Source organism: Collimonas sp. PA-H2 (assembly GCF_002564105.1).
Taxonomy (GTDB): Bacteria; Pseudomonadota; Gammaproteobacteria; order Burkholderiales; family Burkholderiaceae_D; genus Collimonas.
On the sequence record NZ_PDBX01000001.1, the window covers coordinates 4,857,820 to 4,878,100 of the forward strand.

Annotated in this window: 22 protein-coding genes and 1 tRNA gene; 13 read left to right on the top strand and 10 right to left on the bottom strand. The window is 57.7% G+C overall.

What is annotated here, in order from left to right:
* Positions 1–316 precede the first annotated feature (316 nt).
* The 4 genes from BCF11_RS22275 (at position 317) to BCF11_RS22290 (ending at position 3,827) form a co-directional block, all read left to right on the top strand.
* Positions 317–393, top strand: a tRNA-Arg gene (locus BCF11_RS22275).
* A gap of 592 nt (positions 394–985) precedes the next feature.
* Complete coding sequence (locus tag BCF11_RS22280; RefSeq protein WP_098496675.1) at positions 986–1,285, top strand: hypothetical protein; 300 nt, start codon at positions 986–988, stop codon at positions 1,283–1,285.
* 8 nt (positions 1,286–1,293) lie between these two features.
* A complete protein-coding gene (locus BCF11_RS22285) occupies positions 1,294–3,144 on the top strand; it encodes a hypothetical protein (protein WP_143751411.1) in 1,851 nt (616 codons plus the stop codon).
* A gap of 161 nt (positions 3,145–3,305) precedes the next feature.
* The gene (locus tag BCF11_RS22290; protein WP_098496677.1) at positions 3,306–3,827 is read left to right on the top strand and encodes a spore coat protein U domain-containing protein; all 522 of its coding nucleotides are present in this window, start codon (positions 3,306–3,308) and stop codon (positions 3,825–3,827) included.
* 19 nt (positions 3,828–3,846) lie between these two features.
* Here the strand turns inward: BCF11_RS22290 and BCF11_RS28525 are convergent, their stop codons facing one another.
* Complete coding sequence (locus BCF11_RS28525; RefSeq protein WP_255407834.1) at positions 3,847–3,978, bottom strand: hypothetical protein; 132 nt, start codon at positions 3,976–3,978, stop codon at positions 3,847–3,849.
* Positions 3,979–4,220: 242 nt separating this feature from the next.
* Here BCF11_RS28525 and BCF11_RS22295 point away from each other — a divergent pair, with 242 nt between their 5' ends.
* A complete protein-coding gene (locus tag BCF11_RS22295; RefSeq protein WP_199110998.1) occupies positions 4,221–4,787 on the top strand; it encodes a hypothetical protein in 567 nt (188 codons plus the stop codon).
* Positions 4,788–4,988: 201 nt separating this feature from the next.
* On the opposite strand, the gene BCF11_RS22300 is transcribed toward BCF11_RS22295, so the two are convergent.
* From BCF11_RS22300 to BCF11_RS22310, 3 genes are all read right to left on the bottom strand, one after another.
* Positions 4,989–6,335, bottom strand: a complete 1,347-nt coding sequence (locus BCF11_RS22300) for a DEAD/DEAH box helicase (RefSeq protein WP_098496678.1) — start codon at positions 6,333–6,335, stop codon at positions 4,989–4,991.
* A gap of 288 nt (positions 6,336–6,623) precedes the next feature.
* Positions 6,624–7,082 (bottom strand): VOC family protein, encoded by a 459-nt coding sequence (locus BCF11_RS22305; protein WP_098496679.1) that lies wholly within the window; start codon positions 7,080–7,082, stop codon positions 6,624–6,626.
* A 157-nt stretch (positions 7,083–7,239) separates the two neighbouring features.
* On the bottom strand, positions 7,240–8,043 hold the full coding sequence (locus BCF11_RS22310) for an inositol monophosphatase family protein (RefSeq protein WP_098496680.1): 804 nt from the start codon (positions 8,041–8,043) through the stop codon (positions 7,240–7,242).
* 263 nt (positions 8,044–8,306) lie between these two features.
* Between BCF11_RS22310 and BCF11_RS22315 the strand changes: the two genes are divergently transcribed.
* On the top strand, positions 8,307–9,083 hold the full coding sequence (locus BCF11_RS22315) for an RNA methyltransferase (RefSeq protein ID WP_098496681.1): 777 nt from the start codon (positions 8,307–8,309) through the stop codon (positions 9,081–9,083).
* A 55-nt stretch (positions 9,084–9,138) separates the two neighbouring features.
* On the opposite strand, the gene lexA is transcribed toward BCF11_RS22315, so the two are convergent.
* On the bottom strand, positions 9,139–9,786 hold the full coding sequence (lexA, locus tag BCF11_RS22320) for a transcriptional repressor LexA (RefSeq protein WP_098496682.1): 648 nt from the start codon (positions 9,784–9,786) through the stop codon (positions 9,139–9,141).
* A gap of 312 nt (positions 9,787–10,098) precedes the next feature.
* On the opposite strand from lexA, the gene rpsF reads away from it, so the two are divergent.
* The 4 genes from rpsF to rplI are packed head-to-tail and all read left to right on the top strand — an operon-like array spanning position 10,099 to position 11,645.
* Positions 10,099–10,467, top strand: coding sequence for a 30S ribosomal protein S6 (gene rpsF / locus BCF11_RS22325; protein ID WP_038488331.1), 369 nt, complete (start codon positions 10,099–10,101; stop codon positions 10,465–10,467).
* Between the two features lie 46 nt (positions 10,468–10,513).
* Positions 10,514–10,831: a primosomal replication protein N gene (priB, locus tag BCF11_RS22330; RefSeq protein ID WP_199111001.1), complete on the top strand. Its 318-nt coding sequence runs from the start codon at positions 10,514–10,516 to the stop codon at positions 10,829–10,831.
* Positions 10,832–10,881: 50 nt separating this feature from the next.
* A complete protein-coding gene (gene rpsR, locus BCF11_RS22335; protein WP_038488337.1) occupies positions 10,882–11,166 on the top strand; it encodes a 30S ribosomal protein S18 in 285 nt (94 codons plus the stop codon).
* A 26-nt stretch (positions 11,167–11,192) separates the two neighbouring features.
* Positions 11,193–11,645 carry a 50S ribosomal protein L9 gene (gene rplI, locus BCF11_RS22340; protein ID WP_014006463.1) on the top strand — a complete coding sequence of 151 codons (453 nt, stop codon included), beginning with the start codon at positions 11,193–11,195 and terminating at the stop codon, positions 11,643–11,645.
* On the opposite strand, the gene BCF11_RS28530 is transcribed toward rplI, so the two are convergent.
* Positions 11,642–11,764, bottom strand: a complete 123-nt coding sequence (locus tag BCF11_RS28530) for a hypothetical protein (RefSeq protein ID WP_255407835.1) — start codon at positions 11,762–11,764, stop codon at positions 11,642–11,644. The genes rplI and BCF11_RS28530 overlap by 4 nt on opposite strands.
* On the opposite strand from BCF11_RS28530, the gene BCF11_RS22345 reads away from it, so the two are divergent.
* The 3 genes from BCF11_RS22345 to BCF11_RS22355 all read left to right on the top strand — a co-directional run bounded on the left by BCF11_RS22345 (position 11,763) and on the right by BCF11_RS22355 (position 15,056).
* Positions 11,763–13,163: a replicative DNA helicase gene (locus BCF11_RS22345; RefSeq protein ID WP_098496683.1), complete on the top strand. Its 1,401-nt coding sequence runs from the start codon at positions 11,763–11,765 to the stop codon at positions 13,161–13,163. The genes BCF11_RS28530 and BCF11_RS22345 overlap by 2 nt on opposite strands.
* A 182-nt stretch (positions 13,164–13,345) precedes the next feature.
* Positions 13,346–13,972 carry a DUF47 domain-containing protein gene (locus BCF11_RS22350; RefSeq protein ID WP_014006461.1) on the top strand — a complete coding sequence of 209 codons (627 nt, stop codon included), beginning with the start codon at positions 13,346–13,348 and terminating at the stop codon, positions 13,970–13,972.
* 73 nt (positions 13,973–14,045) lie between these two features.
* Positions 14,046–15,056: an inorganic phosphate transporter gene (locus tag BCF11_RS22355; RefSeq protein WP_098496684.1), complete on the top strand. Its 1,011-nt coding sequence runs from the start codon at positions 14,046–14,048 to the stop codon at positions 15,054–15,056.
* Between the two features lie 148 nt (positions 15,057–15,204).
* Here the strand turns inward: BCF11_RS22355 and BCF11_RS22360 are convergent, their stop codons facing one another.
* The 4 genes from BCF11_RS22360 to BCF11_RS22375 form a co-directional block, all read right to left on the bottom strand.
* The gene (locus tag BCF11_RS22360) at positions 15,205–16,782 is read right to left on the bottom strand and encodes a DHA2 family efflux MFS transporter permease subunit (RefSeq protein WP_304441870.1); all 1,578 of its coding nucleotides are present in this window, start codon (positions 16,780–16,782) and stop codon (positions 15,205–15,207) included.
* A 99-nt stretch (positions 16,783–16,881) separates the two neighbouring features.
* Entirely contained in the window at positions 16,882–18,084 is a 1,203-nt protein-coding gene (locus BCF11_RS22365) for an HlyD family efflux transporter periplasmic adaptor subunit (RefSeq protein WP_098496685.1), read from the bottom strand.
* A 40-nt stretch (positions 18,085–18,124) separates the two neighbouring features.
* On the bottom strand, positions 18,125–19,639 hold the full coding sequence (locus tag BCF11_RS22370) for an efflux transporter outer membrane subunit (protein WP_233212597.1): 1,515 nt from the start codon (positions 19,637–19,639) through the stop codon (positions 18,125–18,127).
* 127 nt (positions 19,640–19,766) lie between these two features.
* The gene (locus tag BCF11_RS22375; protein WP_098496687.1) at positions 19,767–20,240 is read right to left on the bottom strand and encodes a MarR family winged helix-turn-helix transcriptional regulator; all 474 of its coding nucleotides are present in this window, start codon (positions 20,238–20,240) and stop codon (positions 19,767–19,769) included.
* Positions 20,241–20,281 lie beyond the last annotated feature (41 nt).

The window sequence follows — 20,281 nt, forward strand, 5'->3', positions numbered from 1 at the left end:
CCGGTTGATGAGTAAAAGATGGGGCTTTAGATGGATAAATTTGTGGGATATTTTGCGCGAGTCTCCTATTTTCTTCTCTGCACGGCTCTGCTATAATCCTGCAACTGGCAATAGCCAAGCCTTTGATTTATAAGACGTTCCGATTTTATTGCCTGGTTTGGGACCAGGGGAGCCAAGGTTCGAACCCTTGTACTCCGACCGATAAGTAAAAAAGGGGCTGTCGTCGGACAGCCCCTTTTTTCGTTTCCGCTTGATAAAATCAAGCACTGCAATGAATCGATCTGACGATCGGAATCAGGCATCAAAGCGTATAAATCCGGCCGTAGCTCAACTGGATAGAGCATTCGGCTTCTACCCGAAATGTTGGGGGTTCGATTCCCTCCGGCCGGACCAGTTTGTTGTTGTAAATCAATAACTTATACTTGTTTCATGCTTGCTGGGGATGGTTCAGGGATATTTCCCTGAATTTGAGCCTCGGTCTTGTCCAGTTCTGCAGCGCTTGCTTGCCATTAATCCTCGCTGCATAGTCCTTAAAAAACACCTCCACGCCATTGCCCGAGCTTCCCAGCGATATGCCGGCGGCTGGCACCTGGTATCCCGCCATTTGCCGTGTCGCTGCTGCGCATGCAGTATGCCCAAGATACCCGGTTGCCTGCAAAGTTGAGCCTGTCCAGCTGATCCAGTCGGTATCTACAACGCATAAGAATTTCACTTATCAGTATTGCGGAAATCAACGGCCGCCAACATTGGCCTGGATTGCAGCGCGATCCTCTACTGCCGTTTGACAGGCTCATGTCTTGATAGCGCGCTGCTTGTTGCGCGATTGATTTTTCAGGTGTCAATATTGACAGGTGTCGAAACGGAGATTTGGGGATAGCCTCAAATAACCGCATCGGATATGTCACATCAATTCAGTTGTCGCCTCAAGGAGTTAGTCATTTACGGCGTGTCAGGAATTTTCGACTTTGAATGAAGGCATTTCAAAATGGCTCGCAATAAAACACTTTATCTTTATAACGACACTAAGAGAGCTCAGGAATGGACTATCTACTCGGAAGGAATTATCAGAGAAGCCTACAAGATGGGGCAAACTCGCAAGAGCTTGACCATTAGCCTCAGCAGCAACGCAACCATCAAATTCGAGGTAGACGGCGCGGTTTATCTGACAGCGACGTATGCGTACATTACCGGCAGCTGGACTTCTCATACAGATACCCCTAAGGAAATAAGCTGTGCCGCCTCACAGAGCGCAGTGAATGTGACTTCAGGTTATGCGCCAGAATAATTCTAGCAATGGCTTCCCTGGTGCCTGGAAAATCATTGGGAAGTGACGCTTTTCGTACGGGGGCGAAGACCGCTTCAATTGATATGCAATTGTTCTTCACCGGGATCGGCAATCAACTTAACGGGAGCTCTCAAATGCTTGAAAAAAAAATGACGTCACTGTTGGTTGTCGTTACTTTGATTTTTACAGCTTGCGGGGGTGGCAGCGACGGATCGGCGCCAGTAACACCTATAGCAACCACGACAGCGGCTGGGAAGGCGGTAGACGGTTATTTGAGCGGGGCATCGGTTCTCTGCGATGCCAATAACAATGTCGTAGCCGACGCAGGTGAAGCAGTTGTCCCTACTGACGGCCAAGGAAATTTTGCGTTTGCACCCGCATGCGCGAGCACGATAGTGGTGAGCGGCGGCACCAGCATCGACACCGGCTTGCCATTCGCCGGGACTCTGAAGGCGCCGGCCGGCAGCGTGGTAGCTACGCCGCTGACTACCCTGATGGCGAATTCCGGCATGACCGCGTCCCAGATTGCCACCGCCTTGAACCTGCCGCCTGGTACTGACGTCAGTAAGATTGATCCGACGACCAATGCCGATCTTCATAAAAAGACTTTGGCAATGCAGCAAATTGTCCAGCAAATCACTAATACGCTTGGGGCTCTGGCGCAAGACTCCAGTCCTGCGACTATCCAGGCAATTTACTCGCAAGTGGCCAAGGCCGTCGTGACAACGCTGACGGCAAATCCTGCCGCGGCGTTGGTTGGCAGCGACAACAGCGTCGATGCTTCGCTGGTGTCTGGCATGGTGCAGCAGTCGGTAAAAAATATTGCGGCTACCAATGACGCATCGCTGGCGGCAGCCAAGGCCGGCTTAGGGGGCTTTAGTGCGAGCAGCGTGGCGGTACTGATTTCAAGCGCCGTCGCCGGCCAGGCAGCGGCATTGACTACGGCCAGCGACGCCAATTTGCTGAGCCAAACGCAGTCGCTTCAATCCAACCCTACGATTGCAAACGCGGCATATGGGGTCGCGAGCTTGTTGGGTAGCGCTGTCGCCGGCAGAGTGGATTTAACGGCGCTGGGGCGCGCGCTGTCACAGCTGGGCGACAACAATGCGGCGGCAAGTGCCGCGGTGTTGTCGGCTATTGCCGTGCAAGCGCAGCGTGCCGGCATCCCCGTCCCGGTAGTTGGCATCGGTGACTGGTCGCAGCCTTCCAACTACCTTGCGATTCAAAAAGACAGCATCGCAATCAACGGCAATCTCTACACCTTGGATCAGTTCTTGAGCGGTGTAACGCTGCCTGGCAAACCGACGTCTGCCGACACGCTCAGCTTGGCATATACGGTGGTGGGCAATCCGATTCCCAAGAATGCCGGCGGCGTCGTGACGACGCGAGTGAGTCTAGGTGCAGAGATGGCTGACACTGGCAGCAGCGGGCTGGTGCTGCAATTGCTTGTGGATCAAGCGGACCTGTCGCTGGACGGCAATCGTCAATTGTCTATTTCGGTGCCGGCAGGCGCCAGCATGTATGTTTTTATTAAAACGGGCAGCAGTGCTGGCGCCAATTTTACACTTACCAAAATTTCCGCCAGCCAGTTCTTCCAGATCGCCAACAATAATTTGACAGTCAATACGGGTACGGTACTGAAGCACATACTCAGTCAACTCGGTGGACAGTCAGGGGCGGTACTTGCCGGCCTGAAAAGTCTCAGTGGGACATTTAACATGAAATTTATTGTGTCCAACCTGAACGTCAGGAGCGAGACCAATAAATCTGCTGTGAAAGGCTTATCTGTTCTGGTCACAGGATCCGGTCAGCCTGCAGTAAGTGGCCTTGGCATCCAGGGGATTTTCACCATCCCATAAGTATTGGATCTAATGGCTAGCCGCATCGGACGGCTGTGTATTTCCAATAAGCCATCAAGCGGTACCTGCAACAAGGCGTCGCCGTGAAAAACGACATGCATGCCTATAATTTATAGAGCGAATGGATAGGACTCAGCAAAGTGTCAATCGGGAGATTTGCCATGAAAAAATTCGTGCGGAACGGTATTTTCATCATCGCATCGGCAATTGTCTGTAGCGGTGCTTCAGCAGGTACTGGCACCGCTACCATGACCAACACGGTCACCGTTGCCAATAACTGCAGCATTTCCACCCTTGGCTTCACAACGAGCTATGACCCGATCGTTGCCAATGCCACGGCCAACCAGACCGCCACCGCCAGCGTCACCACTACCTGCACCACGGGCGACAACCCTGTAATTACGCTTGGACAAGGCGCTAATGCCAATACCGGATCCACTAATGCCGTGCCGTTGAGGCGACTCTCCAGCGGCGGAGGTACGCCGATATATATCAATTACGGCTTATTTTCAGACAGCGGTTATACCGTGACCTGGGGGAATACTGCGGGAACCTCGCCGGCCGCCGTCACTGCAAACGGCACCCCCACGGCAATCACCATTTACGCCAGCGTTCCGGCAGGCCAGATTGCCGCAATTGCCGCCACTTACACTGATACTGTAGTCGCCACCGTCACTTTTTAAGACTAATTAAGGCGGCGCCTTAAATTGGTTCGAGTCCAATCGTGGGCATCGCGCGACCTGTGCTGGCCCAGTCCTGCGCGCCGTCCTTCTTGGCGTGCAGGTTCGAGCGTGCGCGGCACGGCGCTGGATCGTTTGCAGACAACAGCGACATTAAAACTCCTGAAAAAGAAATCGCATCAGCTGGCTGCCACATGCAGCAGCGAAAGGTGATGCGATGCGCCACGCGTCAACGCGCACGCAGGTAAATCTTCAAGCAAGTTAGGCGCACGCTTAGAGCGGTTCGCTTCTGGCCGACATTATGATTGTGTTATTGGCATCTCTCTGTTGCCAAATATCCGGCGCCGCATATCCGCCCCGGCGCCTTAATGGTCATCTGTCATCGAGGAGAATTGCATGCATGCTTTAACCAATCCGTTCACAGCCACAAAATCGGAAGCCTTGCGCCGTGCCGGGAATGATTATAAGAACGCCCTGCGCGACAGTTTTTTTCCTGCGGCCTTGCCCGTGATCGTTTTCGCCCTGAGTCTTGGCGCTTCACCTGCCATGGCAACGTCCGAATATGTCGATGCGGTCAATTATCCTGGCCCGGAACAGGGCTGGGATGCATTCCATGGCCTTGAGCAGCGCCTGGTGAGGGATTTCGACGACGTCTGCGGCGACACCTTCTGCGAAGGCGAATTCAGCAACCTGCAGGCTCTGCGCTACCGCTGTTCGGTACGGCAGGCCGACAGCCTCATCGGCGAATGCATCTGGACTTTCGCTGGCAGCAATGCGGAGATCGATGACGCTACCGGCAAGGTGACGATAGATGCGCGGACTTGGGCCTGCCGTACGCCGCTGGCGCCGCAAACCCCGATAGCGACGTTCTACAGTGCGTTGTCGGTTGCAAGGCCGATGCAGGCGACGCTGCCGGCGACGACAACCACTATCCACGAGGGGTTGTTTAATTGCTTGAACTAATGGGGGATGTTATGACAGTGCCAGATCCGTGGCGGATGGCGCTCAAGACAGGGCAGCGTAACGCTGCATGGCCGGCTTGGCCGGAAGCAGGTTTGATCCGGCCGCAACTGCTGGTCGGGCCCGATTGTCACATGTCATCTTGTTGGGTGTTTCCGGCGGCGCCGAATCTGGCGCCGCCGGCTTGCCTGGATTTAACCCGGTTTAACGGCCGCGTCCGCCGGAGCGACGTGGCGCCGCCGGGCGTGCCTGCGAACCGTTGCCGCCGCCGTGGCCACGCGATGGTCCCTGGGCGGGCTTGGCGCCGCCTGGCGCGCCACCGGGCGAACGGCCGCGTCCACCACCGCCACCGGCACGTTGGCCGCCACCGCCGCCGCTACGCAGCTGGATAGGCTGGGCGCGGGCGTTAGGATCCGGCTCGAAGCCTGCAATCACTTCTTTCGGCAGTTCGCGCTTGATCAGCTTCTCGATGTCTTTCAACATCTGGTGTTCGTCCACGCATACCAGCGACACAGCTTCGCCGGTAGCGCCGGCACGGCCGGTACGGCCGATCCGGTGCACGTAGTCTTCCGGCACGTTAGGCAGGTCGTAATTGACCACGTGCGGCAACTGGTCGATATCGATGCCGCGGGCGGCGATGTCGGTCGCTACCAGCACTTGCAGGCTGCCGTCCTTGAACTCTGCCAGCGCGCGGGTGCGCGCAGACTGGCTCTTGTTGCCGTGGATCGCCATGCCGCTGATGCCGTCTTTTTCCAGCTGCTCGACCAGTTTGTTGGCGCCGTGCTTGGTGCGGGTAAACACCAGCACCTGCGACCATTGATGGGTCTTGATCAGATGCGCCAGCAACGGGTGCTTGCGGTCGCGGTCCACCGGATGGATCTTTTGCTGGATCACTTCCACGGTCGAATTGCGGCGCGCCACTTCGATCATGGCCGGTGAATTCAGCAGATTGTCGGCGAGGATCTTGATTTCGTCGGAGAAGGTGGCGGAGAACAGCAGGTTCTGGCGCTTCTTCGGCAGTACCGCGAGAATCTTCTTGATGTCGCGGATGAAGCCCATGTCCAGCATGCGGTCGGCTTCGTCGAGGATCAGGATTTCAACGTGGTTCAGGTTGACGGTGCCTTGCTGCATGTGGTCCAGCAGGCGGCCCGGGGTACACACCAGGATATCGACGCCGTGCTTGAGCAGCTTGATTTGCGGATTGATGCCGACGCCGCCGAAAATCACGGCCGAGGTCAGCTTCAGGTATTTGCCGTACAGGCGCACGCTTTCCTCGACCTGGGCTGCCAGCTCGCGGGTCGGCGTCAGCACCAGCGCGCGGATCGGGCGCTGGCTGCCGGTCGGATTGGTGGCCGAGGTCGACAGGCGGTGCAGTACAGGCAAGGTGAAGCCGGCGGTCTTGCCGGTGCCGGTCTGGGCGCCTGCCAGCAAATCGCCTCCTGCCAGCACGGCAGGAATCGCCTGCGTCTGGATCGGGGTAGGGGTAGTGTATCCGTGTTCGGTTACGGCACGAACGATGGCTTCGGACAAGCCGAGTTCAGAAAAAGACATGACAACTCAATAGAATAATATCGGCCTGTCGCCTTTTGTGAGGCGCCAGTCGCAGGCAAACGGGATTAGAGGAGATTGGAGCCACCCTGACCGAGGAATACGCTCCCGGGTCCGATAACATCCTTGACAGCAGTATTTGACTGGAGAATTTGCTGTGTCGCCGCAGAGTATAACAACGGCGCGCTACAGGCAAGCGTTTCCGCTGTATTCAGCGGGCGGCGGAGCAAAATGACCGCCGGCGCGCCGCTTGCAGAGCAAGGCCGGGCGCGCCTGGCAGTCGGCAGGAGCTTACTTCATTGCGGCAGCGGCACGTTCACGCAACTCTTCTTCGGAGTAGTCAGCGATATGGGTGCTGACGGTCCAGACGTGGCCGAACGGGTCCCTGAGGGTAGCGGAGCGGTCGCCATAGAACTGATCTTGCAGCGCCCTGATTTCTATCCCGCCGGCAGCAATTGCCTGGGGATAGGTGACATCGACATTGTCGACGTAAAGCATGATGCTCATGCCCGCTGCGCCTAGCGACTTGGGGCTGCGGATCAGCATTTCCGGACATTCATCCGCCAGCATGATGCGCGCGTTGCCGATCTGTATTTCCGCGTGGCCGATTTTTTTGTCGGGGCCTTCCATGCGCAGTATTTCTACTGCATTGAATGCTTTTTTATAGAATTCGAGTGCTGCGGCTGCGCCGTCGATGGCGAGATAGGGGGTGACGCTGGTGTAGCCGTCGGGGATAGCTTTGACTGCCATGTTGCTCTCCTGCGGGTTGAGAGATGGTCGTTAAGAGTGTCCAATGAGGTTGTTGCGCATGCATTGTAATCTGTCGGCCGCGCAGTTGAACTGACAAAAGTACCAGTTTCCAGAATGACAGCAAGAACCGGCGTTGCTTGCTGTCATCGGCAAGTTCTTATTTTGTTGCGTATGGCGACAGCAGGCTGACCATTTGTGCGAACACCTTAGGGCTGCCGGCCAGCACGTCGCCCTTGTACAGGTAATCGGACTCGCCGCTGAAGTCGCCGATGATGCCGCCCGATTCGCTGATCAGCAGGGAGCCGGCAGCGATATCCCAAGGTTTCAGGCCTTTTTCAAAGAAGCCGTCCAGGCGGCCGGCCGCCAGATAGGCCAGGTCGAGTGCAGCGGAGCCGGGACGGCGCAGGCCGGCACAGCTTTGGGTCATCACGCGGAACATCTTGATGTACTCGTCCATGACCGGGCCGTCGGTTACGCGGAACGGAAAGCCGGTGCCGATCAGGGCGTCAGCGATCTTGTCGCGCTTGCCGACGCGGATCCGCTTGTCGTTCAGGTAGGCGCCGGAGCCTTTGGTGGCGGTGAACAGGTCGTTGCGGGTTGGATCGTAGACCACGGCCTGGGTGATCTGGCCGCGATGCTGCAAGGCGATAGAGACGCAATACTGCGGGAAGCCGTGGATGAAGTTGGTGGTGCCGTCGAGCGGATCGATGATCCACACGTTTTCGTTGTCGTCGTGCAAGTTGGCGGAAGCACCCGATTCTTCGGCCAGGATGGCGTGGTCGGGGTAGGCATTCTTCAATACGTCAATAATCGCGGCTTCGGCAGCCTGGTCGACTTCGGTGACGAAATCGTTGTGCTGCTTTTTGGTGACTTTCAGCAAATCGAGGTCGAAAGAGGCGCGCGAGATAACCGCGGCGCCGCGACGTGCGGCCTTGATGGCCGTATTGAGCATTGGATGCATGATCGGGTTCCGTTAAAATGGCGGCACTGTGCCAACCGGGAACAGAACCGCCTATTGATTGATAATAATGAACGATGCGGACTTTCCGGCGCCTATCCGATACTTATTTTGATAAATAAGCAGCTTTTAGTCGCAGAAATCTGCGTTATGGCGCTATTTTAAACCTAGATTGCTTAATTGAACGCTTACTTTTACCCGAAAGGCCAGATGAACACAGATTTTCTTTCGTTTGATAGCGCTCGTCGCTTGAGTGGAGGGCACAAATGAATTCGGCGAAAATCGATACGTCTCTTTTTCAGCGGCTGCGCTTCGTGCTGGTCGAAACCAGCAGTCCCGGCAATGTCGGCGCTGCCGCCCGCGCGATCAAAACCATGGGGTTTTCCGAGCTGGTCCTGGTCAATCCGCGTTTTCCTGACGTCCTGCAGCGCGAAGAAGCCGTGGCGTTCGCCAGCGGCGCACAGGATATCCTGGCTTCGGCGCGAATCGTCGACAGCGTTGAGCAGGCCTTGGAGGGGTGCAATTTCGCCGCCGCCCTGAGCGCCCGCTTGCGCGAATTCTCGCCGCCCTTGACTGCGCCGCGCGCGTTGGCGGCGCAGCTTGCAGGCGATGTCAGCCTCAATGCCGCGGTATTGTTTGGCAGCGAGCGTTACGGCTTGCCCAACGAAGTAGTGGAGAAGTGCAATGTCTTGCTGAATATTCCTGCCAATCCAGAATACTCGTCGCTGAATCTGGCGCAAGCGGTGCAAGTGCTGGCCTATGAATGCCGGGTTGCCGCCGGCGAGGATTTGTCACCCGCAGGGGCCGGCGAGATCGGTTTCCAGGGCAATGCCGCCAGCCTGACCGACATCGACGGCATGTTTGCGCATCTGGAGCAGGCTTTGATCGAAATTGAATTCCTCGATCCCGCCAGCCCGAAAAAATTGATGCCGCGCCTGAAACGGCTGTTTTCACGGGCTCAGCTGGAAACCGAAGAGGTCAATATCCTACGCGGCATCGCCAGTCAGATACTGACCAAGCGGCGCCGGCTCGACCGCTCCTGACGCCGGACTGGGGCCTGCCGCTGCGGCAGGTCCGGCCGTGTTTTTTTGTTGCTCCTTAGTTCCAGCTACGCAGCAGGCCGACCGCAAGGCCTTCCAGGGCGAAGTCTTCCTGGGCGTTGACAACAATAGGTTCAAAATCCGGGTTTTCGGGAAGCAGCTGGATTACCGAGCCGGTTTTCTGATAGCGCTTGACGGTGACATCGTCGCCGAGCCGGGCCACGACGATCTGGCCATTTCTTGCGCTGTCGGCTTTCTTTACCGCCAGCAAGTCGCCATCCAGGATGCCGGCGTCGCGCATCGACATGCCGCGAACCTTCAGCAGATAGTCCGGCTTGGCGCTGAACAGGGCAGGGTCGACGTTGTAGCTGGCCTGGATGTGCTCCTGCGCCAGGATAGGCGAGCCGGCGGCGACGCGGCCGACCAGCGGCAGGCTGAGCTGCATCAGGGCCGGGTGGGGCAGCGCCAGTTGCGTGCCCTGGCTGCGCAGCGTGGTTTCCGTCAGGCGGATGCCGCGCGAGGTGCCGGGGGCGATCACGATGGCGCCCTTGCGCGCCAGCGCCTGCAAATGTTCTTCTGCCGCATTCGCCGAACGGAAGCCGAGTTCGGTCGCGATTTCCGCGCGCGTCGGCGGGAAGCCGGTGTTTTCGATGGCGTCCCTGATCAGGTCGAGGATTTGCTGTTGGCGGGCGGTCAGTTTAATCATAAGTGTTTGAAGGCAAGGTTTGACAGCCGAGGCTATCCAATTCAGATAGAAGCACAAAGCGACAAGAAGGGCATAAGCGCGTTGCGCTGCATTTGTGCTGTGTATATCAACAGTCTGTATTTTTGTACAGTATTTGTGCAAATGCAAGATAAATTGATGCGATTTAGCCACTTACTTATGCTTAGGTGGCCGCAGGCGCCTGAAAGCATTGAGTTTTGTTGCAATTGCGCGTACTATTGCTGGTTTTCCTCTTCCCACACTCGTCTTGACGCCGAGGTGGGCGATTCTTCAATCAGTCCAAAAGGAGCTTACATGCGTCATTATGAAATCGTATTTATCGTCCATCCAGATCAAAGCGAGCAAGTGCCTGCAATGATCGAACGCTACAAAGGTATCGTCACTACACGTGGCGGCACTGTACATCGCGTGGAAGACTGGGGCCGCCGTCAACTGGCATACCTGATCCAGAAACTGGCAAAAGCGCATTACGTCTGCCTGAACATCGAGTGCGACAGCGAAACTCTGGCTGAAATCGAAACCGGCTTCAAGTTCAATGATGCGGTATTGCGTCATCTGACCGTCAAGCTGAAGAAGGCCGAAACAGGTCCTTCGCCAATGATGAAGGCTGTGCAGAAGGAAGATGCTGCCAAGAGCCATCGCACTGAAGCGCCGGCAGCCTGATTTATCTTCCCCGCCAGCATTCTTATAGCCATCGAGTCCATCAGGAGTGAGCCAAGCCAATAACGTGTTTCAGCTGGTTGCCGAAATTGCCGAACGTGAAGTCATACGTTATACACCGGCAGGCATTCCGATCGTATCTGCAAACCTGCAGCACCGTTCGGAGCCGATTGAAGCAGGAATAAAGCGTTTGATCGAATTTGAAATCGCCGCGCTAGCCGTCGGCGAGATTTCAGGAAGATTCAGTCAGGCGCCATTGGGAGGCACCTTCTGGTTTACCGGTTTTATGGCGCGCAAGAGTCGCAACGGCAGGAGTCTGGTATTTCACATCACGGATTTCGCTGCAATGGAAGCAGATGGTTCCTAGAGAACATAGCGGAAATTGCAGATTAATTATTTTAGATACAGGAGCCAAAAATGGCATTCGGTAAAAAGTTCGATAAAAGCAAACTGAAAAACAAGCGTCAACAACAAAACCCGCTGTTCAAGCGCAAGAAATTCTGCCGTTTCACCGCTGCACACGTTGCCAGCGTTGATTACAAGGATGTCGACACGCTCAAGGATTTTGTTCAGGAAAACGGCAAGATCATGCCAGCACGTCTGACCGGCACCAAGGCAATCTATCAACGTCAAGTGGACACTGCGATCAAGCGCGCACGTTTCCTGGCGCTGCTGCCATACACCGATCTGCACAACGCTTAATTGACGACTTGAAATAGGAGAAAAATATGCAAGTTATTCTGTTGGAAAAAGTCGTTAATCTCGGCAATCTGGGCGAAGTTGTTCGCGTCAAGGACGGTTACGCGCGTAACTTCCTGATCCCGCAACGTATGGCACGTCGTGCTACCACAACTGCTATCGCTGAATTCGAAGCGAAGCGCGCTGACCTGGAAACAGCGGCAGCAGCCAAGCTGGCTGTGGCTCAAGGCCAGGGCGAAAAACTGAGCGGCCTGACTGTTCAGATCTCGCAAAAATCGGGCGTTGACGGCCGTCTGTTCGGTTCCGTGACCAACTTCGACATCGCTGAAGCGCTGACCAAGCAAGGTTTCGCAGTTGAAAAAGCACAAGTTCGCCTGCCGAACGGCCCGCTGAAGACGACTGGCGAACATCCTGTTGCAGTTGCTCTGCACACTGACGTCGTTGTTGACATCGTCATCGCAGTGATCGGCGAACACGTTTAATACGTTGTTGGCAAAAAAATCATTGCAGTAAAAAAAGCCGGTTTTTCCCGGCTTTTTTTACGTCCTTTTTCTGGCAGTGCAGCAAGACGCTTATAAGAAGCAGGTATAATTCGCGCCATGAAAGCACCTTCTAAAGCACCGTCCGATCCGCAGTTAGATTCCCTCCGCGTACCACCCCATTCGATCGAAGCAGAACAGTCCGTTTTAGGCGGATTGCTGCTGGATAATGCGGCGTGGGACAAGATCGCGGACTTCGTCAATGCCGACGATTTCTACCGCTACGATCACCGGATCATCTTCCAGCATATGGTCAAGCTGATCAACGGCAGCAAGCCGGCTGACGTGATCACGGTCTTTGAATCGCTGAGCGGCACCGGCAAGGCGGAAGAAGTCGGCGGCCTGAGCTACCTGAATGCGCTGGCGCAAAACACGCCATCGGCGGCCAATATCCGGCGCTACGCCGAGATCGTGCGCGATCGCGGCGTTTTGCGCAAACTGATTACCGTGGCCGATGAAATTTCCGGCCAGGCTTTCAGCCCGCAGGGCAAGGAAGTCAAGCAGATGCTGGACGAGGCGGAATCGAAGATTTTCGCGATCGCCGAAGAAGGCGCGCGCGGCGCCCAGGGCTTCCAGGAAATCCAGCCGCTGCTGACGCAGGTGGTGGAGCGTATCGACGAGCTCTACAATCGCGACAATCAGAGCGATATCACCGGTGTTTCGACCGGCTTCATCGATCTCGACAAGATGACTTCCGGCCTGCAAAAGGGCGACCTGGTGATCGTGGCGGGACGGCCGTCCATGGGTAAGACCGCGTTCTCGGTCAACATCGGCGAGAACGTGGCGATCGACAGCGGCTTGCCGGTGGCGATCTTTTCAATGGAAATGGGCGGCACCCAGCTCGCCATGCGTATGCTGGGTTCGGTCGGCAAGCTCGACCAGCACCGTTTGCGTACCGGCCGCCTCAATGACGAGGACTGGCCACGCCTGACCCATGCGATCCAGAAGATGAATGACGCCCAGCTATTCATCGACGAAACGCCGGCGCTCAGCTCGATCGAACTGCGCGCCCGCGCGCGCCGCCTGTCGCGCCAGTGCGGCACGCTGGGACTGATCATCATCGACTATTTGCAGCTGATGTCGGCCAATAACGCCGGTGAAAACCGCGCCACCGAAATTTCTGAAATCTCGCGTAACCTGAAGGGCCTGGCCAAAGAGCTGCAGTGCCCGGTGATCGCGCTGTCGCAGCTGAACCGTTCGCTGGAACAACGCCCCAACAAACGTCCGGTCATGTCCGACTTGCGCGAATCCGGCGCTATCGAGCAGGATGCCGACGTTATCTTGTTCATTTACCGCGACGAGGTGTACAACCCCGATTCGCAGGAAAAGGGCACCGCGGAAATCATTATCGGCAAGCAACGTAACGGCCCGATCGGCAGCGTGCGCCTCAGCTTCCTCGGGCAATACACGAAATTCGACAACTATGTCGGCAATCTGGACGCGCCTTACGGCGGCGATTGATTGCCGTTGCTGATTTTGTTGCATTAACGAAAAATTTACAAAAACCTGCTAAGCGCTGGTCGAGCGAGCCTGATATATTTCAGTTTCGTGACATTGTTTGCTTTAAATTAATATCCTTGGTTTAAATGTAAGCGTAGTTGTAGTTTCAGATTTAGCTTAACCCTCAACAGAGAGAATAAAACATGTTTGGACGATTGATGCCCACCGAGGGCAAATTCTTTGAGCTCTTTAATCAGCATGCGGAGCTATGCGTCAAGGGCGCCAAAGAAATGGTGGCGTTGATGACTAATTTCGACGATCTGGAAATCCGCGTGCACGCGATCGAAGGCATTGAAAAGCAGGCCGACCAGGTCACGCATCATGCCATCGACATGCTGCACAAGACCTTCATTACGCCTATCGACCGCGACGACATCCACCAGCTGATCACCCGCATGGACGACATTCTCGATTTGCTGGAAGATGCGGCGCAGACCATCTCGCTGTACGACATCAAGGCCATCACGCCTGAAGCCAAGCGCCTGGCCGAGCTGTGCCTGGGCTGCGCCGAGAAGGTCAAGGCCGCCGTAGGCCTGCTGCACAATATGGACAACTCGCGCGAGATCCTGGCTATCTGCGTCGAGATCGACCGCCTGGAATCGGATGCCGATCACGTGATGCGCGCCGCCATGTCGAAGCTGTTCCGCGACGAGCCTGATGTACGCACGCTGATCAAGCTCAAGGCAATCTACGAACTCCTGGAAACAGTCACCGACCGCTGTGAAGATGTGGCCAACATCATCGAAGGCATCATCGTCGAAAATGCCTGATGCAGAGTAGGGCGGCAGCGGCCGAACGCCGCTGCCGCATCGATGTAATCCTAAAAAACCACTCTGGCTACTCATGCACACTCTTCAAATCAGTATTTACGTTCTCGTCTTCCTCATTGCACTGGCGCTGGTGTTCGACTTCATGAACGGCTTCCATGATGCCGCCAATGCGATCGCTACCGTGGTTTCCACCGGCGTCCTCAAGCCGCAGCAGGCGGTGGCCATGGCTGCGCTGTTCAACTTCATCGCGATTGCGGTATTCCAGCTGCATGTCGCCGCTACCGTCGGCAAGGGCACCATCGATCCCAATGTGGTCGACCATTACGTCGTCTTCGGCGCGCTGGTCGGGGCAATCTGCTGGAACATCCTGACCTGGTACTACGGCATTCCATCGTCTTCCTCGCATGCCTTGATCGGCGGCCTGGTCGGCGCCGCGGTGGCCAAGGCCGGCACCGGATCGCTGATTTCGGCCGGCCTCATCAAGACGATAGCCTTCATCGTGCTGTCGCCGCTGCTGGGCTTCGTGTTCGGCTCCATCATGATGGTCCTGGTGTCGTGGATTTTCGTGCGTTCGACGCCGCGCAAGGTCGATAAATGGTTCCGCCGCCTGCAGCTGGTGTCAGCTTCCATGTATAGCTTGGGACACGGCGGCAACGATGCGCAAAAGACCATCGGCATCATCTGGATGCTGTTGATCGCCACCGGATTTTCGCAAGCCAGCGATGCTCTGCCGCCATGGTGGGTGATTATTTCCTGCTATAGCGCGATCAGCCTCGGCACCTTGTTCGGCGGCTGGCGCATCGTTAAGACCATGGGCCAGAAAATCACCAAGCTGAAACCGGTGGGTGGCTTCTGCGCCGAGACCGGCGGCGCCATCACGCTGTTCCTGGCGACCATGCTCGGCGTTCCGGTTTCGACTACCCACACCATCACCGGCGCCATCGTCGGCGTTGGCGCCGCGCGCCGTGTTTCTGCGGTGCGCTGGGGTGTTGCCGGCAATATCGTCTGGGCCTGGGTGCTGACGATTCCAGCTTCGGCTTTCATGGCAGCGATAGCCTGGTGGATCGGCAAGCATATCTTGTAATTGATGCCGCTCGGGTTGCGCTGCGCTAACCCGGCTTCCAAAGACAAAACGGGCGGTGCATAGTCAAACTATGCACCGCCCGTTTTTTATAGGCCCCGTTGCCGGAGCTAATGTCTTTACGCCTGCTTGCTGTTTTGCCTTATGGCTCTTAGTGTGCGCCGCCGGCATCCACCGGTAAGCTGGAACGCTGCGGTTTGGTCAGCCACACCAGTGCAATCAGCATCAGGAACAATACCGCCGAGATCCAGAAGATGTCGGTCGCCCCCTGGGTGGCTGCCTTGACCGAAATCAGGCGGTCGACGGTGGCCCAGGCTGCCGGTTCGGGCATTCCCTGTGCCGTCAGGTTACGCACTGCGTCGATGAATGCCGGGCTGTGCGGGCCGGTGAACTCCGTCAGCTGCGAGTGGTGCAAGGAAGTGCGGCGATCCCACAAGGTGCTGGTAATCGAGGTGCCCATGCCGCCGAACATGATCCGCACGAAGTTGGACAGGCCCGCGGCCGAAGGAATCTTGTCGGGCGGCTGGCCGGACAGGATGATCGAAGTCAGCGGGATAAAGAACATGGCCATCGCCGCACCCTGGATGATGGTCGGGATCATCAGCGTGAAGGTGTCGACGTTCTCGGTGAACTGTGAACGCAGGTAGAACACTATCGCAAAGATGAAGAAGGCGGTGCTGGCGACCCAGCGCGCGTCGATCTTGGGCAGCAGCTTGCCGATGAAGGGCGACAGGATGATCGCAAAGATCCCCACCGGCGCCATCACTTCGCCGGCCAGCGTCGCGGTATAGCCGAGCGTGGTCTGCAGCCACAAGGGCAGGATCACCAGGCCACCGAACATCAGGCCGTAGCCGACCGAGATGGCGATCACGCCGCCGCTGAAGTTGCGGCCCTTGAATAACCTGAGATCGACCACGGGGTGGTCGTCACCGAGTTCCCAGATGATGAAGTAGATGAACGCTACCAGCGCCACCGCGCCCAGGATCACGATGGTAGAGGAATTGAACCAGTCGAGTTCCTTACCCTTGTCCAGCATGATCTGCAGCGAGCCGACCCAGACCACCAGCAAGGCCAGACCGACCTTGTCAATCGGCAGCTTGTAGGTGGCGGATTCGCGCTTGTGGTAGATCGACCAGGTGGCCCAGGCGGCAAACACGCCGACCGGGATGTTGATGTAAAAAATCCATGGCCAGGTGTAGTTGTCCGAGATCCAGCCGCCCAGCAGCGGCCCCATGACCGGCGCCACCAGCGTGGTCATGCCCCAGAAGGCTAGCGCCATCCCGCTCTTGGAGGGGGTGTAACTGGACAGCAGCAGCGACTGCGACAAGGGAATCATTGGTCCGGCGACGGCGCCTTGCAGTACGCGGGCGGCGATCAGTACTTCCATGCTGGGCGCCAGGCCGCACAGGATCGAGGACAGCACGAACAGGATGATCGAGGTGACGAACAGGCGTACCTGGCCGAAGCGCTGCGTAAGCCAGCCAGTCAGCGGCACCGAGATGGCATTGGCCACTGCGAACGAGGTGATGACCCAGGTGCCTTGTTGCGGCGAGACGCCAAGGTCGCCGGAAATGGCTGGAATGGAAACGTTGGCAATCGACGAATCGAGGACGTTCATGAACACGGCGAGCGACAACGCTACCGTACCCATGACAAGCTTGCCGCCGGTCAGCGGCGGCAGTGGTTGCGAAGGCGGCCGCGGTGGCGGCGCTGGTTTTGGGGAACTCATGAAGGCATTCCGGTAAGGGTTATTGCATGTCCGCCGCCGTCAGCGCAGCCGCCAGGACGGCGGTTTGCGCTGCGGCATTCGCCGGCAAGCTGCTGGGTATCAGTGCGCTGCCGCTGCATTGTTGTTGGCAGCGATGATGCTGGCGATACGTGCATCGGCCTCCTGGCCGCTCTTGTCGAACACGTCGGTGGTATAGGCCGGCGCGGTGCGCGCCGTGCCCGCAGTCAGCGAAGTGCCTTCGGTCTTGGCGACATCGACGCTGACGTTCATCGAGACGCCGATACGCAGCGGATGGCTTTCCAGGTCCTTTGGATCCAGCGAAATCCGCACCGGAATACGCTGCACGATCTTGATCCAGTTGCCGCTGGCGTTTTGCGCTGGCAGCAACGCGAAGGCGGAGCCGGAGCCGGCCGACAGGCCGACCACTGTGCCGTGGTATTCAATTTTGGAACCGTAGACATCGGAATCCAAGGTAACCGGCTGGCCGATGCGCATGTTCTTGATCTGCACTTCCTTGAAGTTGGCGTCCACCCACAAGGCGTTCAGCGGCACGATCGATAACAGCGGGGTACCGGCGGCGACGCGCTGGCCGACCTGCACCGAGCGCTTGGCGACATAACCGGTGGTCGGCGCCAGCAGGCTGGTGCGGGCCAGGTTGATATAGGCGTTGCGGACCTGGGCGGCGGCGTTCAGCACATTCGGGTGCAGCTCAACCGTGGTGCGGTCGGTCAGCACCTTGTTCGACGACAATTGCTCGCGCGCTGATTGCAAGGCCGCTTCCGCACCTTGTACCGCAACCTTGGCGTGATCCAGTTCTTCCTTGGAGACGGCGCCGGTGCTGATCAGCTGCTGGCGGCGCGCGAGGTCGGCGCGAGCGCGTTCCAGTTCGGCGCTGCGGGCAGTGACGGCGGAAGTGAGGGTGTTATTGTTGACGAACAGCGTGCGCACCTGGCGCACGGTCTGGGCCAGTTGAGCCTCGGCTTGGTCCAGCGCGACCTTGGCGTCGGCCTTGTCCAGTTCCACCAGCTGCTTGCCGGCCTGCACCAGTTCGGTATCGTCGGCATTGATCGCCAGCACCGTGCCGCCGACCTGCGGCGTCACTTGCACCACATTGCCGCCGACGTATGCATCGTCGGTGCTCTCGTAGTGGCGGGCGTAGATGAACCACCAGATGCCGTAGGCGATCAGGATAATGATCAGGGCAATGGTGACGCCGATCAGCAAGCCGCGGCGCTTGCCGTTGCTGGCAGCGGCAGCCGGCTGCGCTGTTGCTTCTTGTGGGTTTTGATTTGATGTTGTCATGGCGCGGATTTCGCAATAAGTGAACGGTTGTTTTAGTTAATCAGTTAGCAGCGCTGGCTTGCGGATTGCTGGCGGCATCCGCCGCGGCAGGGCCGAGGCCGGCGGCGTCTGCGTCAAAGCCGCCACCCAGCGACTTGATCAGGTTGACGCGCAGATCGGCCCGGCGCGCGCGCGTATCCAGCTCAAGCTTGCGCTGCGCCAGCCAGCTGATCTGGCTGCTCACCACCTGCAGCATGTTGGCGGTGCCGACCTGTTGCCGCTGCTCGGCCAGCTTCATGCCGCGCTCGGCTGCATCTACCGCGGTCTGCTGATTCTTGCCTTGCTCTTCAGCCGCACGCAGCGACTGCACGCTGTCCGCCACTTCGTGGAAGGCGTCGTTCAGCGCCTGGTTGTAGGTTGCCACCGCGCCGTCATAGGCGGCGACACGGCCCTTGAGCTGGGCGCGCAGGGCGCCGCCTTCAAAGATCGGCAGATGGATGGCAGGTCCGCCGCCAACAACCTTGCTGCTGTGGTTCAGGAACTGCGAAAAGCTCAGGCTGGAAAAGCCGATCATCGCCGACAGGTTGATGTCTGGATAGAACTCGGTCTTGGCCACCTTGATATCGCTTTGCGCCGCTTCTACCTGCCAGCGCGCCGCCAGCACATCCGGCCGCCGTCCCATCAGGCCCAGCGGCAGCTGGTCGGGCAGGGCGATGGCGCTGTCGGCCGGCAGCGTCGGCTGGTCAATCTTCAGGCCGCGGTCCGGGCCTTGGCCCATCAATGCCGCGATCTGGTTGCGGGTCAGGCCGATCGCTTCCTGCCATTGCGAGCGTTCGGCGCGCAGGCCGGCGACCTGTTGGCGGCTCTGCTGGTTGTCGCTCTGGGTGTCGAGGCCGGCGGCAAAACGCTGCTGGGTCAGCTTGTCCAGCTTGTCGCGCAATGCCAGCTGCTGATTGGTCAGGTCCAGCTGGGCATACTGGCGTCCCAATTGCAGCCATGCTTTCGAGATGGCGGCGGTCAGCACCAGCCGCGCGGCGTAATGTTCCGCTTGCGCGGCTTTGCTTTGCGAGATGGCGGAGCGCAGCTGCTCGCTGTGCTTGCCCCAGAAATCCAGGTCGTAGCTAAAGTTCAGCGCTGTTTCATAATCGGTCACGTACATGCCGCCGAATGGCGGTGGGTAAATACTGTTCTCGGAAAAGCGTTCCCGCGTAGCCGACAAGCTGGCGCCGACTTGCGGCTTGCTGGTGGCGCCGGCCGCTTCCACCATCGCGCGCGAGGCGGCGATGCGTGCGGATGCCGCCTGCAGGTTCGGATTGGTGGCCAGCGCTTCATCGACCAGTTGCTGCAGCTGGCTGCCGCCGATCGCGCTTACCCAGGAGCTGCTCGGCCACACACCGCCCTGGCCCGGCAGGGAGGAAGCGGATGCGTAGTCATCGGCGCTGTTCGAATGGGCGCTGCTGTGAATGCCGCTGAAGTTGGCGCAAGCCGCCAGCAGCAACACGGCCGCGCTGATGGCAAGGCGTTGCGTTGCGAGTTTCGGCAGGCTGCATCTGGATGAAGATGAAAGAGAGTTCATGTCGGTGTTGATTTGACGAGTTGATTTAGCGGCCACGGATAAATGACTATAAGGAATAACAACAGGGAATGACACAGGCGCTTGCTGCTTGCTTAAAAATAATACTGTATGGATAGTTCTTGCATAGTCAATGTGTTTTCTCCGCCGGCGCGTTACTTGCCAGCAGACGTCGCAGCATTGATTTCAAAAAGCCGATTTCTTCCGGGCTGAAATCCGAAAAGTGCTTGTTCAGTACGCCGCAAAATGCTTTTGGCATTTTTTTCGACAGCTCCAGGCCGTCAGCGGTCAGGTGCAGTTTCATCAGGCGCCTGTCGTGCGCGCACGGTTCGCGCGTGATCAAATCGCGCGCCGCCAGACGATCGATCATACGCTTGGTCGATGCCGCATCGGTATACGTCTCACGCGCCAGGTCGGCGGCAGTGGAGTATTTGCCGGTTGACAGCATCAGCAGAATTGCGCCCTGGGCATGGGTAATGCCATATTCCGCCAGCGATTCATCCGAACTCTTGACCAGCATGGCGCGCGAGCGCGCCAGCAGATAGCCGATGCTTTCTTCTATCTGGTAGTTTTCCACAGTGAATACGGCTGCTCGCTTGCTCACGGATTGTTTGCTTTTCTTTGCTGACACATTGACTATTTATT